The organism is Paenibacillus sp. FSL H8-0175, from assembly GCF_045040615.1.
Classification (GTDB): domain Bacteria; phylum Bacillota; class Bacilli; order Paenibacillales; family Paenibacillaceae; genus Paenibacillus_AQ; species Paenibacillus_AQ odorifer.
The window spans coordinates 1,188,627-1,206,988 of sequence record NZ_CP150299.1; the positions used below are offsets into that span (position 1 = coordinate 1,188,627).

Consider the following 18,362-nt stretch of genomic DNA (forward strand, 5'->3'; position numbering starts at 1 on the left):
CTGATGATACCTCGGTGATAAAATAATAGCACTAATCTGGATTGAATAATTATTAAGATTTTCATGTGAAAAATTTTCCTAACACATTGCATACTTTATAATAGAAAGGTTGCGTTCGATGAAACACACTGAACTGCCCGTAAAACAGGGCCTGTATGATCCCCAGTTCGAAAAAGATGCTTGCGGCATGGGATTTGTAGCTCATATTAAAGGCACACCGTCTCACAATATCGTAAGTAATGCTTTGACAATGCTCTTTAATATGGAGCATCGGGGAGGCCAAGGTAGCGAACCCAACTCTGGTGACGGAGCAGGTATCATGCTTCAAATTCCGCACCGTTTCTTTGCAAGCGAAGCTCAGAAGCTAGGCTTTGCTTTGCCGGAACAAGGCCATTATGGCGTGGGCATGATCTTTTTATCTCATAACGAAGAAGTTCGGGCGCAGCATGAAGCTCTCTTAAGCAATATTATTGCTGAAGAAGGTCAAATAGTACTCGGCTATCGTGATGTGCCTACCTATGATGAAATGCTTGGCAAGACAGCGAAAGCTGCTAAGCCTTTTGTGCGTCAAGTATTTATCGGCCGCTCGGCTTCGGTCACGAATGAGTTGTCTTTTGAACGTAAGCTTTATGTAATCCGCAAACGTGCAGAGCTTGCCATTCGTTACGGTGGTGCAGAAGAGGATGAATCCTTCTATATTCCAAGCTTGTCGTGCCGTAAGATTGTATACAAAGGCATGCTGACTACAGAACAAGTCGGACAATTCTACCTGGATTTGCAGAACGAAGAGCTGGAATCAGCGATCGCGTTAGTTCACTCCCGTTTCAGCACGAACACCTTCCCAAGCTGGGAACGTGCGCATCCCTACCGCTTTATGATCCACAACGGTGAGATCAACACCTTGCGTGGTAATGTGAACTGGATGCATGCGCGCCAGTCATTGTTTAAGAGCGAAGTGTTTGGTGAAGATCTGAACAAGATCAAGCCTGTTATTAACCCGGATGGATCGGACACTGCAATGTTCGATAACACCTTTGAGTTTCTCTATTTGAGCGGACGCTCCCTGCCACAGGTAGCCATGATGATGGTTCCTGAACCATGGAGCAATCATGATAGTATGGATGCTGATAAAAAAGCATTTTATGAATACCACAGTACTCTAATGGAGCCATGGGACGGGCCTGCTGCAATGGGCTTTACCGATGGGATACAAATCGGCGCTATTCTGGACCGTAACGGCCTGCGTCCTGCTCGTTATTATGTAACGAAAGACGATATGATTATTTTATCCTCAGAAGCCGGTGTACTGGACATTCCAGCAGAGGACATCTTATATAAAGACCGCCTGAAACCTGGCCGCATGCTGCTCGTGGATACGAAGGAAGGCCGCATTATCTCTGATGAGGAAGTTAAATCGGCTATCGCCTCTGAGAAGCCTTATCGCCAGTGGCTGGATGAGCATTTGATCAGTCTTGATGAGCTTCCGGATGCACCTGAACTGCCAAATCCTAAGCATGACAATGTACAACAGCTACAGCAGGCTTTCGGCTATACTTTTGAAGACTTGCGCAAGGTGCTTGAGCCAATGGCATCTACTGGTGCTGAAGCTGTCGGTTCCATGGGTTATGATGCTCCACTCGCCGTATTTTCGGACCGCCCGCAACGTCTCTATAACTATTTCAAACAAATGTTTGCTCAGGTAACGAATCCACCCATCGATGCCATTCGTGAAGAGCTGGTTACATCCACAACGACTACGATTGGACCAGAGCGTAATTTGCTTAAACCGGAACCGGAAAGCTGCCGCCAGATCTCGCTGCAAACGCCAATTCTTTCGAACGAAGATTTTGCTAAGATTCGCCATGTTCGCCGTGCAGGCTTCAAATCGATGTCTATTCCAATTCTTTTCCCGGCTGAGCTTGGGTCAGAAGGATTACGCATCGCGCTTGAGCGCATGAACGAGGCTGCTGACCGTGTTATGGCTAAAGGGCATAACATTCTGATTCTGACTGACCGCGGTGTGGACAGTGAGAATGCTGCGATTCCAGCTCTGCTTGCGGTATCGAGTCTGCATCACCATTTGATCCGCCAAGGAACACGGACGAAGGTTAGTATTTTGCTGGAATCCGGTGAACCACGTGAAGTCCATCATTATGCGTTGCTGCTCGGTTATGGTGTGAGTGCAGTAAACCCTTATCTGGCTTTTGAAAGCTTGGATGACATGATCGGCCAAGGCTTATTGCGGGGAATCTCGCATGAAAAAGCAGTGAAGAACTATATTAAAGCTGCGACTAAGAGCGTAGTTAAGATTCTTTCCAAAATGGGAATTTCGACGATTCAATCTTACCGCGGTGCGCAGATTTTTGAAGCTGTGGGTCTGAACTCTGAGTTCGTGGATCGTTACTTTACTTGGACACCTTCCCGCATTGGGGGGATTGGCCTGGAGGAAGTGGCAACTGAGGCGCTTATCCATCATAACCGTGCTTTTACAGAAAAAGACGGAAATGATAAGGTGCTTGACTCCGGTGGCGATTATCAATGGCGTAATGATGGGGAAGAGCATCTATTCAATCCACAGACGATTCATCTGCTTCAGCACTCTGTGCGTAGCGGGAATTATGATATGTACAAGAAATATGCTGCCCTTGTTCAAGGAGAAAGCGAGAAGCAATTGACGCTTCGTTCCTTGTTGCAATTCAAGTCAGCCTATGAACCGATTCCACTGGAAGAAGTAGAATCTGCATCGTCCATTATGAAACGTTTTAAGACGGGTGCAATGTCCTTTGGTTCCATTAGTAAGGAAGCACATGAGACATTGGCCATTGCGATGAACCGGATCGGTGGCAAGAGTAATACAGGTGAAGGCGGCGAAGATCCAGCCCGCTATATTCCGGATAGCAATGGTGATTCACGTCGCAGTGCGATTAAACAAGTAGCTTCTGGACGTTTTGGTGTTACCTCGAACTACCTAGTTAACGCTGATGAGATCCAGATTAAAATGGCTCAGGGCGCTAAACCAGGGGAAGGTGGACAGCTTCCGGGACGTAAAGTTTATCCTTGGGTCGCTGAAGTACGTGGCTCAACAGCAGGTGTGGGTCTGATCTCACCTCCACCGCATCATGATATTTACTCTATCGAGGATTTGGCAGAGCTGATCTATGATCTGAAAAATGCAAATCCACGTGCAAACATTAATGTTAAGCTCGTATCGGAAGTTGGAGTGGGTACGATTGCTGCGGGTGTAGCCAAAGGGCGCGCTGATATTATCTTGGTTAGTGGCTATGATGGAGGTACAGGGGCATCGCCGATGAACTCCATTCGTCATGCGGGTCTTCCGTGGGAGCTTGGCTTGGCTGAAACCCATCAGACATTGATGCTCAACAATCTGCGTGACCGTGTAGTTCTGGAAACAGATGGTAAAATGCTAAGCGGCCGCGATTTGGCTGTAGCTGTATTGCTTGGGGCCGAAGAGTATGGTTTTGCCACTGCTCCGCTAGTATCTGTTGGCTGTATAATGATGCGTGTCTGCCAAATGGATACTTGTCCGGTTGGTGTAGCTACACAGAATCCGGATCTTCGTAAGAATTTTACCGGTGATCCGCAGCATGTAGTTAACTTTATGACCTTCGTGGCACAGGATCTACGTGAAATTATGGCAAGTCTCGGCTTCCGTACAATTGAAGAAATGGTAGGCCGTACCGATTGTCTAGACGCAACTCAGGCGTCGAAGCATTGGAAGAAGAAAGGCATAGATTTGAGCAGCCTGCTGCATACACCGGAATTACCGGAAGGAAGCACACGCTTCCGCAGTAAATACCAGAATCATGGTCTGGAAGAGACACTGGATGTTTCGCAGCTGCTCGACCTGGCAGCACCTGCACTGGAATCAGGTACGGCTGTTGAGGCATCACTGCCAATCACGAACGTTAATCGTGCCGTCGGAACTATCCTTGGCAGCGAGCTGACCCGCAAGTATGGGGCCGCAGGTTTGCCGGATGATACGATTCGGCTTCATTTCACCGGTTCTGCTGGTCAAAGCTTGGGTGCATTCGTGCCTAAGGGAATCACGCTTACGGTGGAAGGAGATTCCAATGACTATGTAGGTAAAGGATTGTCGGGTGGTAAGATTATTATCAAGCCATCTCCGAAAGCTACCTTTGCTGCTGAGGACAATATCATTATCGGAAATACTGCATTCTACGGTGCAACAGGTGGAGAAGCTTATATTAACGGTATCGCTGGTGAACGTTTTGCCGTCCGTAACTCCGGAGCGAAGGTTGTTGTAGAAGGCGTGGGTGACCACGGCTGTGAATACATGACTGGAGGCCGAGTGGTTGTCCTTGGTGAAACTGGCCGTAACTTTGCGGCAGGGATGTCAGGCGGCATCGCTTATGTCTACGACCCAGATAGAACCTTCATCGGCCGCTGCAATCTCGAAATGGTACTACTCGAGAGAGTGGAAGAGTCTGAGGAGATCGAAGAGCTGCGTGAGCTGATTATCCGCCATACCGAGCTTACAGGTAGTGCGGCTGGCGCACGGGTACTGAATCAATGGGCAGATAGCTTGCCGAACTTCGTTCGTGTCATTCCGAAGGATTACAAACGGATGATGGAGCAAATTCGCAAGGTAGAACAAACCGGATTGACCGGAGAAGCTGCGTTGATGGCTGCATTTGAAGCAAATATGCGCGAGCTTGCCCGTGTTGGCGGTTAAACTGTTGTACTTGAATGAAATAGGAACTAAATGAATAAGGGGACCTGACTCTTCCTAATACCGGAGAAGTCAGGTTCCTTTTTTAACTGGCAGACTCTTATCCTCTAGTGATTTTCGGAAAAAAGGGTATATGTGGTAAACTAGGTTATAGATGAAAGGAAGTGAGACTATGTCGAATACAGAAATATTGATGGAGCCTGTTGCCCGCCTGCAGGGAGTCACCAAAAAAATCGGCTCGAAAACGCTGGTGAGCGATTTAACGCTGGACATCCCGCCTGGACAAATCTTCGGTTTTTTGGGACCCAACGGAGCAGGTAAGACTACTACAATACGGATGATGGTAGGATTGATTTCCATTAGTCGTGGAGACATCTTGATCTGTGGCCGTAGTATTAAAAACCATTTTGAAGAGGCTATCGCAAATATAGGGGCCATTGTAGAAAATCCAGAGATGTACAAGTTCCTCACCGGTTATCAGAATCTGCGCCAATATGCACGGATGGTGCCAGGGGTAACAAAGCAACGGATAGATGAGGTTGTCGAGCTAGTCGGACTAGGTCAAAGAATTCATGACAAAGTTAAGACCTATTCGCTAGGTATGCGTCAGAGGCTGGGAGTGGCTCAAGCACTGCTGCACAGACCCAAGCTGCTGATTCTAGATGAGCCAACCAACGGGCTGGACCCACAAGGGATACGCGAGCTCCGAGACTATTTACGCCGTTTATGTCAGGAAGAAGGAACAACTGTATTCGTCTCCAGTCATTTACTTTCCGAGATGGAGCTCATGTGTGACAGCGTTGCGATTATCCAAAATGGACGACTGGTGGATGTGAAGCAGCTGAAAGGGGTAGGCAATACTGTAATGCCTCTGGGAGAAACCTTGTTCGAGGTTGATAATGCTGAGGCTGCGTTAGCCCTCATTGGACGTGGAGTATTTAAGAGTGGGGGACTTGTGCTTGAGGCAGAGCGTGAGGAGATTGCAGAATTAAATGCCAAGCTAGTGGCAGGTGGGATTAAGGTGTATAACATCAGAACCCTTGCCCGTACGCTGGAGGATCAATTCTTAGAGGTTACAGGAGGTGAAGGAATTGGGTGAGTTTACAGCTCTCATACATAATGAGAATATCAAAATATACAGCCGTGTCCGCACATGGATTATGCTGCTTATTCTTGCAGTGATGAGCGTGCTGCTTCCTGCGCTTATTTATTTCACAAGCGAAGGCGATTCATCGCTTATGGGGCTTTGGGACAACTTTCAGATGACGGTGAGTATTGCGTTCTTCTTGAATACAATCTTTACCGTTGTAGTGGCTTCTGACTCCGTAGCGGGCGAATTTACCTGGGGAACCATTAAGCTGCTGCTGATTCGCCCGTGGAGTCGCTCCAAGATCCTGCTCTCGAAATATATTTCCATGGTGTTATTCAGTTTGCTTAGCACCGCAGTATTGATTGCTTTTGGGTTTGGTGCTTCGTTAATCTTCTCCTCATCTTCGGGAGATACGATGTCATCCATTACGGCTTGGAGTCCAGCGGAATATTCCTTCCTAGATCTCCTATGTCGTTACATTGAGCTTTTCCTGACTGCTGCTCTGGCTTTCATGGTATCTAGCGTATTCCGCGCAAGTGGGCTGGCTATTGGATTATCCTTATTTATTATGTTTGCCAAGAGTATTTTTACGGTTATTTTTAGTCCAGAACGGTTTGAATGGGCCCAATACTTAATCTTCACACATATGGATCTAAGAGGTTACCTATTGTCGGATACGGGTCCGGGGGGCTCAACACTTGGCTTCTCCATAGCTGTATTAGCGGTGTACTATATCCTATTCCTGGCCATTTCCTGGATTGTCTTCCGTAAAAGGGACGTTGCTTCATAGAAATAAGTCTAGCCGGCTTCAAGTGTTCCTTGAGCTTTGGAGGAGCGCTTGGCTGCCTTGTCCTTTTTCATATTACTTTTGGGCTCACCTGCTTTTTCAGAGGTGGGCTGTTCTTGCATGGCAATGGAGCCATTCAGGAGGCTGCCTTCCATAATGCTAAGTGCTCCTGCTGAAATATTGCCATGCAATTCTCCGGTTCCGGTCATAATGAGTCTGCGATCAGCCGTAACATCCCCGTATACTTTGCCGGCAATCACGATTTCTTCCGCTTTAATACTGGAGCGCACTGTTCCTTCTTCTCCTACAGTCACGACACCACTGCAAATAATCTCACCGCTAAAGGTACCCTCAATCCGCAGGTTTGTATCACATTGCACCTTACCCTCCAGTGTTCCTCCATGCCCAATTAGGGAATCGGTAGATTTAAAGGGGACACGCTGCTGCCGTTTGTTCCACATTTATAAATTCCTCCTATTTTGAAATTAAATGCAACCCTTTAGGGTTTGACATACGCCAAAGGGTTGACTGTTTTATTCTGCTTCACAACCTGAAAATGAAGATGAGGACCTGTGCTTCGGCCAGTGCTTCCAAGCAAGCCGATTTTCTGCCCTTTGCTAACCTTGTCTCCCGCAGATACGATCATTCCGTTCAAATGCATGTACCAGGTTTCCAATCCATTTGAATGCTTAATCACGATGTATTTTCCGCGTGCGCCCATTTGTTCCGCAGTAATAACCTCGCCATCTAAGGCAGCATATACAGGATCACCGATGTTCCCAGCAATATCGACACCGGAATGGAACGCAGACAAACCTTTGAATGGATCTGAGCGGTAACCGAAGCTTGAAGAAATGACTTTGGACTCGGTAGGCCAGAGCGGTACAGCGTTAAGTTTAGCCTTTTCTGCACGGGCCTTTTGAGCTTGCAGATTTGCCTGTACGTTATTCTCATGCTCTGCCTGTGTGATCGTCTGTGTGATACTTTCCACCATTTCATCAAGCATCCCGTGAATCTCCTCAAAGTCATCCTTAGTTTCTTCCACCAAGCTCGTAGCGTCGTTCTGATACACCGCGATGTATTCTCCACCAACCTGCGGGGTGAGTGTTTTTGGAAGGGCTGCGGTGATGGCCCCAAAGCGGAAACTTATGGCGGATAGAGAAGTGGAAGATGAGTTCTCTTCTGTACTCTGCTTAAAGGAAGTCTCTTTAGGAACAGGAGAAGAAAGACGGTTCGATAAACCTAATGTTGAATTTGAAGTGGCCGATCCAGCTTTTGATTTTTCTGTTGCGGATTTCTCCGGTTGAGATTCATTCGTGTCTGTAGCGGCAGCAGCACCTTTGCTTTTGTTAATCAATGCTTGCAGCTCCTGTTCCAGTGCATTTACACTCTTCAGCTTGTCTTTAATGTTATCTGCCTCTTCCGAAAGTTCGCTGACCTGGCTACGAAGCTGTGTTAAATCTTTATCCTTGTCGGCGACCTTCATTTCCATGCGGAGATTGGTTAGCGATAGTGCGGCTGCCTCGGCTTCTAGCTGTGAGATGGACTGAGAGGCATGGAAATGCATAGAGGTGACCAGACTGGAGATAGACAGGGCTGCTGCTGCCGGTAAGGCGAACGCTAGCGGTTTGGAGATGTGGAGCTGTTTGACTGGACGTCCGGCATCCCTTACGACAAGCAGCGTAATCCGTTTATGATCTGGCTGACTCTTCATGGCTTCTCCTTTCTGCGGCTTATGGCAGCCGCTTGCGATACCTGAGGCTAACGATTTTTCTTCCATTAGGCTCATCCGAATTGTCCTACTACTCTATGTATTCCATATCTTTCAGGAACATGACAACGGTTTGTTTGAATAAAGAAGGAGAGTTACGGCAAAACCTGTACTAGAGTCATCGCAGAGAGTCTATTGCATCTGTTTTTATTAATTGAGGGGGTAGAGAATTGAAGATTTTCGCGATAATTCTAATTCTTTTTATCATACAGATTGCATTGATTGTATTTCTGGAGTACCGACGCCCGCAAAGGGCTATAGCATGGTTGTTTATTTCCTTCTGTTGTCCACCGCTCGGTCTGGCATTCTATTATTTTCTAGGTCGTGACTACAGACAGAATAGAAAATTGAACAAAAGATGTACTTCACTCTTCCGGGAAATCCGTTCGTATGTCACTGGTAAGATTAAGGTAGTAAAACAAGCGTCGGATACTGGAAACGCTCAGTTTGAGAATAACGAGGGTTTATTGGTTTTGCTTGCAAAGCTCTCGGAAGGGCCTATTACAGGCCATAACAAAAGCAGAGTGCTGTCAACTGCAAGAGAAGCTTACGACGCTATGCTGGAAGCCATGGAAGAGGCAAAAGAACATATCCACATGCAATTTTATATTTATCGTGATGATGAGATCGGAGAACAGTTTCAGGACGTTATGATTCGAAAGGCGCGGCAGGGAGTAAAGGTGCGTTTGCTTTGTGATGGACTGGGCAGTCATCGATTAAGCCGTAGGTTTATTCGAACCCTGAGAAATGCCGGGGTGGAGTTCCACTTTTTTTTACCTCCGATTAGTTCTTTACTGGATCGTCGGTTTAATTTCCGCAATCATCGGAAGATCCTAGTGGTGGACGGATTGATTGGTTTTACGGGGGGAATGAATATCGGTGATGATTACTTAGGAAAGGACGCCAAGATGGGTTACTGGCGCGATACCCATCTGCGTTTAGAAGGAGATTCTGTTTATTATATTCAGTATGTCTTCCTGAAGGATTGGAGACTGGCCTCTGGTGAAGGTATGAGTCATCCTCGTTTGTTCCCTGAGCACTCTTGCAAGGAGCAAGAGGCCGTGCAGATTGTAGGAAGTGGACCGGATGCTGCGATTGATGCTTCTCAGGAGATGTATTTTGCCGCTTTTTGCTCTGCTAGGGAACGGATCTGGATTACTTCACCGTATTTTATTCCGGACCCTGCGATTTGTCGTGCTTTGAAGAGTGCAGTCCTTCGTGGAGTGGATGTTAGAATCATCATTCCGGCAAAGCCTGATAATAAGCTTGTTTATCATGCTTCTTTGTCTTATCTGGAGAATTTACAAGATGCAGGCGTGAAGTTCTATCGCTACACCAAAGGATTTATGCATGCTAAAGTCATGATTGTGGATGATCTGCTGGGTACGGTGGGAAGTGCGAATCTGGATATGCGCAGCTTCTATTCTAATTTCGAAATGACAGCGGTTTTGCTGCATCCTGAGACGATAGCAGAGCTAGTCGCGGGTTTTGAAAAGGATCAAAAGAACAGTGAATTCATTGATCCTGTAAAATTTAAGGAGAGAGGGAGAATTGTCAAACTCGGTGAAGGGCTATGTCAGTTGTTATCACCGCTGTTATGACCGGAAAGAGGACTAAATCTGAATTTTTCGAAGGATAGTACGTGTTCCATTCATTATTAGAGCATATTTTGTGATATAATAATTGTATAAGAAGAAATGTAAGAAAGTATAGATTGTAGTTATACTTCCGAATGTTTCAAAACTATACTGTTAAATTGTAGGGGGAGTTCTATGAATGTGAGTCCACAAATGTTTACCAAAGAGGAGCAGAACAAACTGCAGAAGACCGGTGCCCATAAAATGGCTAAGTTCGCGCAGCGTATGATCATGTTATCCGTAGGGGCCGCCATGATGGCTGTTGCACTTGAGATATTCCTAGTACCTAATCAAATGATTGATGGCGGGATTACCGGTATCTCCATTATTTTATCACATTTATTTGACATTCCTCTGGGTATATTATTGACACTGCTCAACCTTCCGTTCCTGTTAATCGGTTATAAGCAAATCGGTAAGACATTTGCCTTATCTACCTTATATGCGATTTTACTTATGTCTATCGGCACTTCAATGCTGCATCATGTAGAGGCCTTTACAGTTGAACCGATGCTTGCTGCCGTGTTTGGCGGTATCATTCTAGGTGTAGGTGTTGGATTGGTTGTACGTTTCGGGGGATCTCTAGACGGTACAGAAATTGTTGCGATTTTGGTAGCCAAGAAGCTTCCCTTCTCTGTAGGTGAAGTAGTTATGTTCTTCAACCTGTTCATCTTGTCCGGAGCTGGATTTGTGTTCGGTTGGAATAACGCGATGTTCTCCCTGATTGCTTATTATATTGCATTTAAGGTTATTGACATCACCCTTGAGGGTCTGGATCAATCGAAATCAGTATGGATTATCAGTGATAAATTCCGCGATATCGGGGAAGCTCTGACTGAGCGTCTTGGACGTGGTGTTACTTATTTAGATGGAGAAGGCGGATTTTCCGGTGAGAACAAGAAAGTGATCTTTGTAGTTATCACCCGTCTGGAAGAAGCTAAGCTTAAAACCATTGTTGAAGATTGGGATTCTGATGCATTCATCGCAATAGGTAACATCCATGATGTTAAAGGTGGCCGCTTCAAGAAGAAATCCATCCACTAGCGTAGCTCTTAAGTATCATTAACTGAAAGAAGGTATTTTTACGGATAAAAAAGCAATAAATACGGTGAACAAAGCTCGGCCTGCCGTATTCTTATATAGTATACCTTCTGTCCTTGAGTGGGACGCCAAATAAGCTCGTAGCATGTAGTTGATGCTGCGGGCTTATTGCTGTTTTTAGGGTCTTTTTTCTATGGGATTGCTCCTTTATGGGAGCTTAGCAATGAGCTGTTCAACGGGCTGTGGGGGCACTTTCTCTAAAAGATCTCCCATACGCAGAAGGCGTTCCTCGATATTGAGCAGATGAAAATTAGAGGGAGATACATTTTGCTGAACCTCCTCCCAGAGCAAGGGTGTAGAAACTGTAGCAAATGGTCTTGCGCGTGGTGTGTAAGGTGCAGCTAATGTTTTGCCGCTATAATGCTGAAGGTAGTCAAAATAAATTTTATCTCCGCGATTCTTTTTTAGACGTTCCAGGGTGAACAGGTTGGGATGCTTTTCGGTGACATAACGACCCACAAAATGCCCGATTTTCCGCAATCCATCAAAAGTAACGCCAGTCTCGATAGGGACGATGATTTGCACCCCGGTAGCACCGGAGGTTTTGGGTACAGAGGAGAGGCCAAGGGAGGTTAAGACCCCTCCAACGATCGCAGTTGCTTCCATGATGCGAGGTTCGATTTCAAGTGACGGATCAAGATCAATCATCCACTCACAGGGCAGCTCGCTGCCTACATAATGCAGGGAAGGGTGGAATTCCAAAGCGGCGAGATTTCCCAGCCAAATCAGCTCAGGTAAACCTTGCAGCTTGATATAGTTAATATTCTCGTGCACAGCGGTTTGGACAAAGGCCGGAAGCGGATCAGGTGCATTTTTTTGATAAAAGGACATTCCAGAGATGCCGTGCGGATAACGAATGACGGTAAGCAGCCGGTCTCGGCAATAACGCAGCAGATAGGGAGAGAGTGCAGCGAGCTTTTGCAGATAAATCCGTTTGGTAATGCCACATTCGGGCCACAGCAGCTTCTCTGGGTTAGTGATGATGATTTCTTCTCCGTCTATGGTAATTGTACCTTTGATCGCTGCCGGCATCGGGGAAACTCCTTTCTGTGATAGGAATGAAGGTATTATGTGTCAGTCTGCTCCTTTTCATGAAAAAAATATTCCCATAGTGTCCCTTTTGGATGATCATAAGACTTATAAGGATATACGTTAATGAGAAAGGGGAGTTTGCTGATTTTGGACGGGATCGAGCACACTGTTGTTCGGGTACAGGCAGGCGAGGTAGATTCCTATGCCTTGATCGTCGAGGCTTTTCAAAAGCCGATTTACCGCTATTGCTGTCGGCTGCTTGGGAGCCGTACTGAAGCGGAGGATGCAGTACAGGAAATTCTGGTAAAGGCATATCAGCATATAGGCACATACCGCCCTATCGCGAGCTTCTCTTCATGGCTATATAAAATTGCCTACCATCATTGCCTCAGTCTGATCCGCAAACGTCAAAGCCAAATAAAGTTTATGGCGCTTTTTCAACCAGATCCGCCTGCAGAAAGCCCGGAACAGTTGATGGACCGTTACATATTTAACGAACATCTGACTTTTGCCCTCGAGAAGCTGAAGACAGAGGAGCGAAACCTGTTAGTACTTAGAATCTTTGAGGAACAGAGCTTCCCGGAGATTGCGGAGATTCTGGATAAGAATACTGATGCTGTGAAGAAAAAATACAGGCGAACGATTACGAAGCTTGGCAAAATGCTGAATGCTCAGAAAGGGGGAACGGAATGGTGCGGCAACGAGGCTTTGTTGAAGAGAAAATGATCAAGAAAATGGATGCGGTAGGGAGCTGCGAAGAGCTGGATGTAAAAGCAGCTGTTATGAAGCGGGTAAGAGCAATTCATGAACAACAGAATAGGATTGACGGTGAAAGGACGAACATCGTTATCGAGCTGAATCCGTTTCCAGAACCGGAAGATCCTATTATGCAGAAGCAAAAAGAGATGCCCCAACACCCGTCTAGGTTTAGAAAAAGAGTGCTCACTGGAGTCTCCGCGGCTGTATTGCTGGGGATTATCGGGTTGGGTGCTTTTCAGCTATCTGCTGATGGAGATTTATCGGAACAAGGTAGCCAGGTTACAATTGATATCTCAAAACCCCAAGGTGGTATTATTACACTAGTGAACAGCGGAGGGAAGGCTGTTGTGAAGACGGTGCATAATAATACGCCTGATCCGACAACCTCGCCTGCGATAGAAAAGTATCAGAGCTTATCTATGACTTATAAAGAGCAAGTGCTTGCTCGTTTAAACACTGGGGAAATGGCTGCTTATTATGTGAAGGATGCTGAATTAAATAAGCTGGAGTTAGGGTTAGGCTATGGAAATCAATTGCAGTTTGCTTTTATTTCGCCGGTGTATTCGAAATATCAAGACTTCGTAAAAGAATTAAAAACGGTTGGCGATTTCTGGCCAGGGTTGCCTTCCTCGTTAGCTGATGGTTATGAATTCGAGCAAGGAACTTTTAATGCAGCTCCCCTATACAAGTCGCTAGACACAGAATATGAAGAAATCCTTGAACAATTTCAAAAAAAGGCTACAACCGATAAAACTGGACAAAACTTGTTTATGGAGAAGATAGCTGCAAATTCCATAGATAATGCTGAGGTTACCTACCACAACGGAGATCAAAGAATTACACTATCCTTAAGGCAGAGTGTTTTTAAGGGTTATAACATGCAAGTGTCTATCTTGGAAGGCCAGACTGCTGAAAAATGGTCTGTGACAGGTACAGGTAAAGAGGCAATATTTATCGCGGCGGGTACTGGAAAAGGGAAGAATGCCTGGTCTTCTCAGAATCGATTGTATTGGTATGATGAAGTCACCCAGATGGTTTTTTCTCTAAGCGACAAGCAGGAGAGTAAACTGACTCGTGAGCAATGGCAAAAGATTGCCACCAGTTTTATTCACTAGCTACTGTTCTAACTGTACATTAGGAGAAGCTGTCTCAAAAGTAGTGAATTCTACTTGGGAGGCAGCTTTTTTATGGAATAGGGGAATAATGGATTTTACTGTGCCATGTGACGATATGCCACGCGTAGAGTTCTATGTTAATGGTTGGGGCGGTGGGCGATGTGCGATGTGCTATGTATGATTTTCGTGCGGCTTGCAGTAGATGATTTGTGGAATTAGTGGTATATGTGACGGTGGACTATGGGCGATACGTTCTGTGTTTGTGCAATGTATAGAATGCTTTAAACTAATTAGGGAAAAACTCCCTGAAAATAGCCGCTATTTGCTCTAAATGAACGAAATCAGGGAATTCCTCCCTAATAATCAGGAGAATTGCTTTATTCGTTGCCGAATTGGCTGAATTTCAGGGAAGTTTTCCCTAATTATAGGTCCAATGAACAGAAATATCTGAGGTTTAGGGAGAAATTCCTCAATTGTTCTATAAGTACTTCACTTATTGCATCATTAGGAGCGTCACTTGATGCGTCACTTGTAATGTTAAGAACAAAAAAGAGGCTTTCCCAAGCAACTATTTCATGGCTTTTGGGACAGCCTCTTTTTTGTGAGAAAATGTCCCTTTTTCTAATGTTGGATTGTTATAGAAGTGTAGTTAAAAAACAGGGGTGAAAATACATTTACCTTATTGAAGGAGAGGATGTTAGAAATTGAAGCTCCATTATGATTTCAAAAAAACAGTTATCGCGTTCTCTGCAGCAATCTTGCTGGGAACAGGAGTGGCCGGGGGTGTGGATGTACCCGGCTTGTCTCTTACAATTGCGGCGGCATCAGGAGCGCAGGTTGCCTCACAAACCGATCAGAAGACCCAAAAGGAATTGCAGGCACTCGTAGCTGGAGTGAAGGAAGGTACGCTTTTGGCCTACTACGTACGGGATAAAGTCTCCAATCCACAGGATGCGATCAGCTTCTCTGGCAAAGGGTTTGTTTTTAAGGACTATAAATCCTTTGCTGCGAAGTTTAAAGCGCTAAGGGGTCCGTCTATTCCGCAGCCCGGAAATCTTCCTAAAGGCTTCACTCTGGCGAGAGCCATCATCTATCCACCGGCTGTAGCTAATGATTCAGAGCTGTATTTGCAACTAGAGCAGGAATTGAAGGCAGCAGCGGTTGCTGGTAATTCTAATAAACAGTTGTTTAGTAAAATCATCAGCTGGAACCAGACGAATTTGTCTATGCAGCTGTATGCCAAAGGAAAAGCCAATTTTAGCATTGTAACTGGGTCGCCGCCCGCCAAACTTCCGGAAGGAGCGGTACCTTTTGTAAGAGCCTCGGAATCTAAGAAAGAATTAACGGTCAACGGCAGGAAAGTAGTACTTACAACTGATTCCGCTAAAGACGCAAGCTTTAACACAAAGCTAGTATGGCTGGATAACTCAGGCACGATACAATATACCCTTTCAGACAATCGGGCCAGTACGCTGACGACAAATGAAATGCTGGCGGTAGCTAAAACCATGATCAAATAACCAAGGGGCTAAAGGAGGATATTATAATGATGATTAAGAAAAGCGCGGCGATTACAGCCTTAAGCTTATTAGTATTGATAAGTGCGGTGAGTGGAACAGCAGGCGCAGTGCCTGCGGGGAGTAATAATAAAAGTAAAGCTACAGCACCCGTTGAGCAGAATACGCCCATATCTTCAACGATTGAAGCTTTGATTGCCAAAGAAAATACAGTTCCCTTACAAGCAGGCGAACTTAAGATCCTGTATGTAAATGATAAGAAATCTAATCCACATGAAACCTTGAGTATAAGCTATATGCCATATAGATTCAGTTCTATAAACGAAGCGGCGCAGAAGTTACTTTCATTAAGCGGGAAGTCACTCCTGATACCTACTTCTCTACCAGAGGATTATAAGTTACAGGATGTCGTTTTAAATCCGGTGATTCCAATGTTTTTTAGCTCAGAGTATAAAACCCTTAGGGATCAGTTAAAAGCTAAAGCCCAAGCTGGTGGTAAAAAGGTGATTTCGCAAAGCTTGAAGTGGAGCAATACAGAAACCTCTATCACCTATCTACGAAATGGAGAGAGGTTGAATTTAAGATCTGCACCTGCATACACGCTACCGGAAGGGGTGACTTTGGCCCAGCTGCCTGGGGATCAGGATGAGAGCTTGACCCTCAACGGGGTTGAGGCGATTTACACAGTTTTTGGGCCTCATCACGGTGATCTTAAAGTCCAGCTGGTATGGTCCAGTGCTGATGGAAGTGTCGATTATACACTTACGAGTACAAAAAATACTGCGCAGACAAAGGCAGAGCTTGAGGCCCTTGTAACAAGTTTTACAGCACAATAAGAAACGTCCTCCCATTTCAGATTGGGAGGACGTTCTTTTATCCTTTTTGCTCCATTGTGCATGCCTCCGGGGGAAGATTCACTTTAGCTTGAGTAACAGGCTGACGCAGAGTGCCCGAGGTGTTCCATTCCAGAAAATGAACTTTGAAGACGAGCTCCGGCTTTATCCAAAAAGCATCCTTACCTCGTTGTGGAACATCTGCAAAGGGCATCCGATCCAGCTTAAGGCGGTGTGCCTCCGCAGTTAAGTCGCGTTTATCCTGCACAGTCAATTTTCCCGGACCGGCATGTCCGATATAATGCAAATTTCCTTTATCATCATAAAGACCAAGAAGCAGTGCGTTGACGATACCGTCACGGAACGTCACACCCCCGGCTACAGCTGTAATATCAGAACTGATTTTGCGTTTCTGCCAACGTTTATCTTTTCCGCCCGGAGCATAAGTGCTGTTGATGTCCTTGCAGACGATTCCTTCCAAGCCCTGGTTCTGAGTGGCGGCGAACAGTTCTGTAGGATCGGTATAACTTGGCACAGCTTGAACATGGGGATGCGGCAGCAGAATGTCACTTAACAGCTGCTGCCGCAAGAATAATGGTTGATCCATCGTCGATTGGCCATTATAAAACAGAATATCAAATATCATATAAATGACAGGAACCTGATGCCTAACGACGGAAATCGTGGAACCATTTTTCAAACTGTCCCTCCGCATCACCTCATGAAATGAGGGTTTGCCGTCCTTGAGCGCGATAATCTCACCATCAAGAATCACGGAGTCAGCCTTGCAGTAAGCAGATACATCAATAAGTTCTGGATATTGCGTGGTACGGTAATTGCCACGTCTGTTAATAAGCTGAGTAGTGCTTCCATCGTAATAGGACAACATCCGTACGCCGTCCCATTTAATTTGTGCGATCCACTGGTCACCTGCTGGAAGCTGCCCAGCCAGTATAGGTTCAAAAGGAATAATGGGCTGAAGCTTCATCCGCAGAGCCTCCTAAGATACGGTTGTTTTGCTTTTCGTGCTGCGGCGTTTCGGTTTTGGCGTGATGACTGGAGTCGGCCCGGAGACCTCGTTTTGCTGCTCCGCAGGTTCCGCGGCGGTTGTTTTGGTCTTGGCTGTTTTTCTTTTGGCAGCAGGAGCCGCTTTAGTTTTGGTTTTTGTGTTGCCTGTTAATGAAGGACCAGGGTCTGAAGGAATATGCTGCACAGCTTGAATACTAGCCTGCAAGGCAGCCATTAGATCAATCACATTGCTTTCCTGTTTAGCAGGAGCGATATGAAATTCCTCGCCTGCAATTTTATGTGAGATCAGATCAAGCATACGCTGGCGATAATCATCGGTATATTTTGCCGGATCAAAAGGAGTGGATAGCTGTGAGATCAGCAGCTTAGCCATTTCCAGCTCTTTATCGTTCACTGTCCCTGCTTCGGGCAGACCAGGCACTTGCGAGATCGGCCGCACCTCATCAGGATAAAAAATGGTCTCAATCGCAAGGCAATCCTCAAGCACACGGATCGCTGCCAGACTGCTTTTTGAGCGGATTGAAATTTTGGCGATACCAATTTTACCTGTCTGCTTCATGGCCTCCATAAGAAGTCGATAAGCATTTGAGCCTGCCTGATCCGGGGATAAATAATAGGTTTTTTGAAAATAAATCGGATCGATTTCCGTCAGGTCTACAAAGTCGAGAATGGAGATGCTTTTACTGGTCTCGTCGGATAGTTGATCCAATTCCTCTTTGTCGAAGAGCACAAACTTCCCTTTTTCATACTCATATCCTTTACCGATCTCTTCCCAAGCTACCTCTTTGTCACACACCGGGCATTTGCGTACATACGACAGCGGGCTGCCACACTCCTTATGGATATAACGCAGAGAAATGTCCTTGTCTTCCGTAGCGGAGAACATTTTAACCGGAACATGCACAAGCCCGAAGCTGATGGCTCCTTTCCAAACGGTATGCATGAGAAACACCTCCTGATCTAAGTTGATTTGCTTTGGG

14 protein-coding genes are annotated in these 18,362 nt (G+C 45.8%); 9 read left to right on the forward strand and 5 right to left on the reverse strand.

Translation table 11 applies throughout. The features are described 5' to 3' along the window. Positions 1 to 118: 118 nt before the first annotated feature. The 3 genes from gltB (at position 119) to MHH46_RS05100 (ending at position 6,591) form a co-directional block, all read left to right on the forward strand. Positions 119 to 4,714, forward strand: a complete 4,596-nt coding sequence (gltB, locus tag MHH46_RS05090; RefSeq protein WP_076194209.1) for a glutamate synthase large subunit — start codon at positions 119 to 121, stop codon at positions 4,712 to 4,714. Between the two features lie 169 nt (positions 4,715 to 4,883). After that, positions 4,884 to 5,810 (forward strand): ABC transporter ATP-binding protein, encoded by a 927-nt coding sequence (locus tag MHH46_RS05095; RefSeq protein WP_232061156.1) that lies wholly within the window; start codon positions 4,884 to 4,886, stop codon positions 5,808 to 5,810. After that, a complete protein-coding gene (locus tag MHH46_RS05100) occupies positions 5,803 to 6,591 on the forward strand; it encodes an ABC transporter permease (protein WP_076185050.1) in 789 nt (262 codons plus the stop codon). The genes MHH46_RS05095 and MHH46_RS05100 overlap by 8 nt, the downstream gene beginning before the upstream one ends. Before the next feature lie 8 nt (positions 6,592 to 6,599). Here MHH46_RS05100 and MHH46_RS05105 read toward each other — a convergent pair whose 3' ends face one another. Together MHH46_RS05105 and MHH46_RS05110 are read right to left on the reverse strand one after the other, a co-directional pair. Further along, the gene (locus MHH46_RS05105; protein ID WP_038568928.1) at positions 6,600 to 7,049 is read right to left on the reverse strand and encodes a polymer-forming cytoskeletal protein; all 450 of its coding nucleotides are present in this window, start codon (positions 7,047 to 7,049) and stop codon (positions 6,600 to 6,602) included. Between the two features lie 38 nt (positions 7,050 to 7,087). Beyond that, on the reverse strand, positions 7,088 to 8,368 hold the full coding sequence (locus tag MHH46_RS05110; protein ID WP_076185051.1) for a M23 family metallopeptidase: 1,281 nt from the start codon (positions 8,366 to 8,368) through the stop codon (positions 7,088 to 7,090). A gap of 161 nt (positions 8,369 to 8,529) precedes the next feature. Between MHH46_RS05110 and cls the strand changes: the two genes are divergently transcribed. Together cls and MHH46_RS05120 are read left to right on the forward strand one after the other, a co-directional pair. Further along, positions 8,530 to 9,960, forward strand: a complete 1,431-nt coding sequence (gene cls, locus MHH46_RS05115; RefSeq protein ID WP_076129238.1) for a cardiolipin synthase — start codon at positions 8,530 to 8,532, stop codon at positions 9,958 to 9,960. Between the two features lie 240 nt (positions 9,961 to 10,200). After that, the gene (locus MHH46_RS05120) at positions 10,201 to 11,040 is read left to right on the forward strand and encodes a YitT family protein (protein ID WP_248547977.1); all 840 of its coding nucleotides are present in this window, start codon (positions 10,201 to 10,203) and stop codon (positions 11,038 to 11,040) included. A gap of 204 nt (positions 11,041 to 11,244) precedes the next feature. On the opposite strand, the gene ligD is transcribed toward MHH46_RS05120, so the two are convergent. Further along, positions 11,245 to 12,129, reverse strand: coding sequence for a non-homologous end-joining DNA ligase (ligD, locus tag MHH46_RS05125; RefSeq protein WP_076185052.1), 885 nt, complete (start codon positions 12,127 to 12,129; stop codon positions 11,245 to 11,247). Between the two features lie 123 nt (positions 12,130 to 12,252). Here ligD and MHH46_RS05130 point away from each other — a divergent pair, with 123 nt between their 5' ends. The 4 genes from MHH46_RS05130 to MHH46_RS05145 all read left to right on the forward strand — a co-directional run bounded on the left by MHH46_RS05130 (position 12,253) and on the right by MHH46_RS05145 (position 16,356). Continuing rightward, the gene (locus MHH46_RS05130) at positions 12,253 to 12,855 is read left to right on the forward strand and encodes an RNA polymerase sigma factor (RefSeq protein WP_256717243.1); all 603 of its coding nucleotides are present in this window, start codon (positions 12,253 to 12,255) and stop codon (positions 12,853 to 12,855) included. Then, entirely contained in the window at positions 12,819 to 14,003 is a 1,185-nt protein-coding gene (locus MHH46_RS05135) for a hypothetical protein (protein WP_076194211.1), read from the forward strand. Before MHH46_RS05130 ends, MHH46_RS05135 begins: the two co-directional genes overlap by 37 nt. Positions 14,004 to 14,707: 704 nt before the next feature. Then, complete coding sequence (locus MHH46_RS05140) at positions 14,708 to 15,523, forward strand: hypothetical protein (RefSeq protein WP_076194215.1); 816 nt, start codon at positions 14,708 to 14,710, stop codon at positions 15,521 to 15,523. A gap of 26 nt (positions 15,524 to 15,549) precedes the next feature. After that, positions 15,550 to 16,356, forward strand: coding sequence for a hypothetical protein (locus tag MHH46_RS05145; RefSeq protein ID WP_076194217.1), 807 nt, complete (start codon positions 15,550 to 15,552; stop codon positions 16,354 to 16,356). 37 nt (positions 16,357 to 16,393) lie between these two features. Here MHH46_RS05145 and MHH46_RS05150 read toward each other — a convergent pair whose 3' ends face one another. After that, entirely contained in the window at positions 16,394 to 17,341 is a 948-nt protein-coding gene (locus tag MHH46_RS05150; protein WP_076194219.1) for an RNA ligase family protein, read from the reverse strand. A 12-nt stretch (positions 17,342 to 17,353) separates the two neighbouring features. Further along, on the reverse strand, positions 17,354 to 18,325 hold the full coding sequence (locus tag MHH46_RS05155) for a Ku protein (RefSeq protein WP_076185058.1): 972 nt from the start codon (positions 18,323 to 18,325) through the stop codon (positions 17,354 to 17,356). Positions 18,326 to 18,362: the final 37 nt, after the last annotated feature.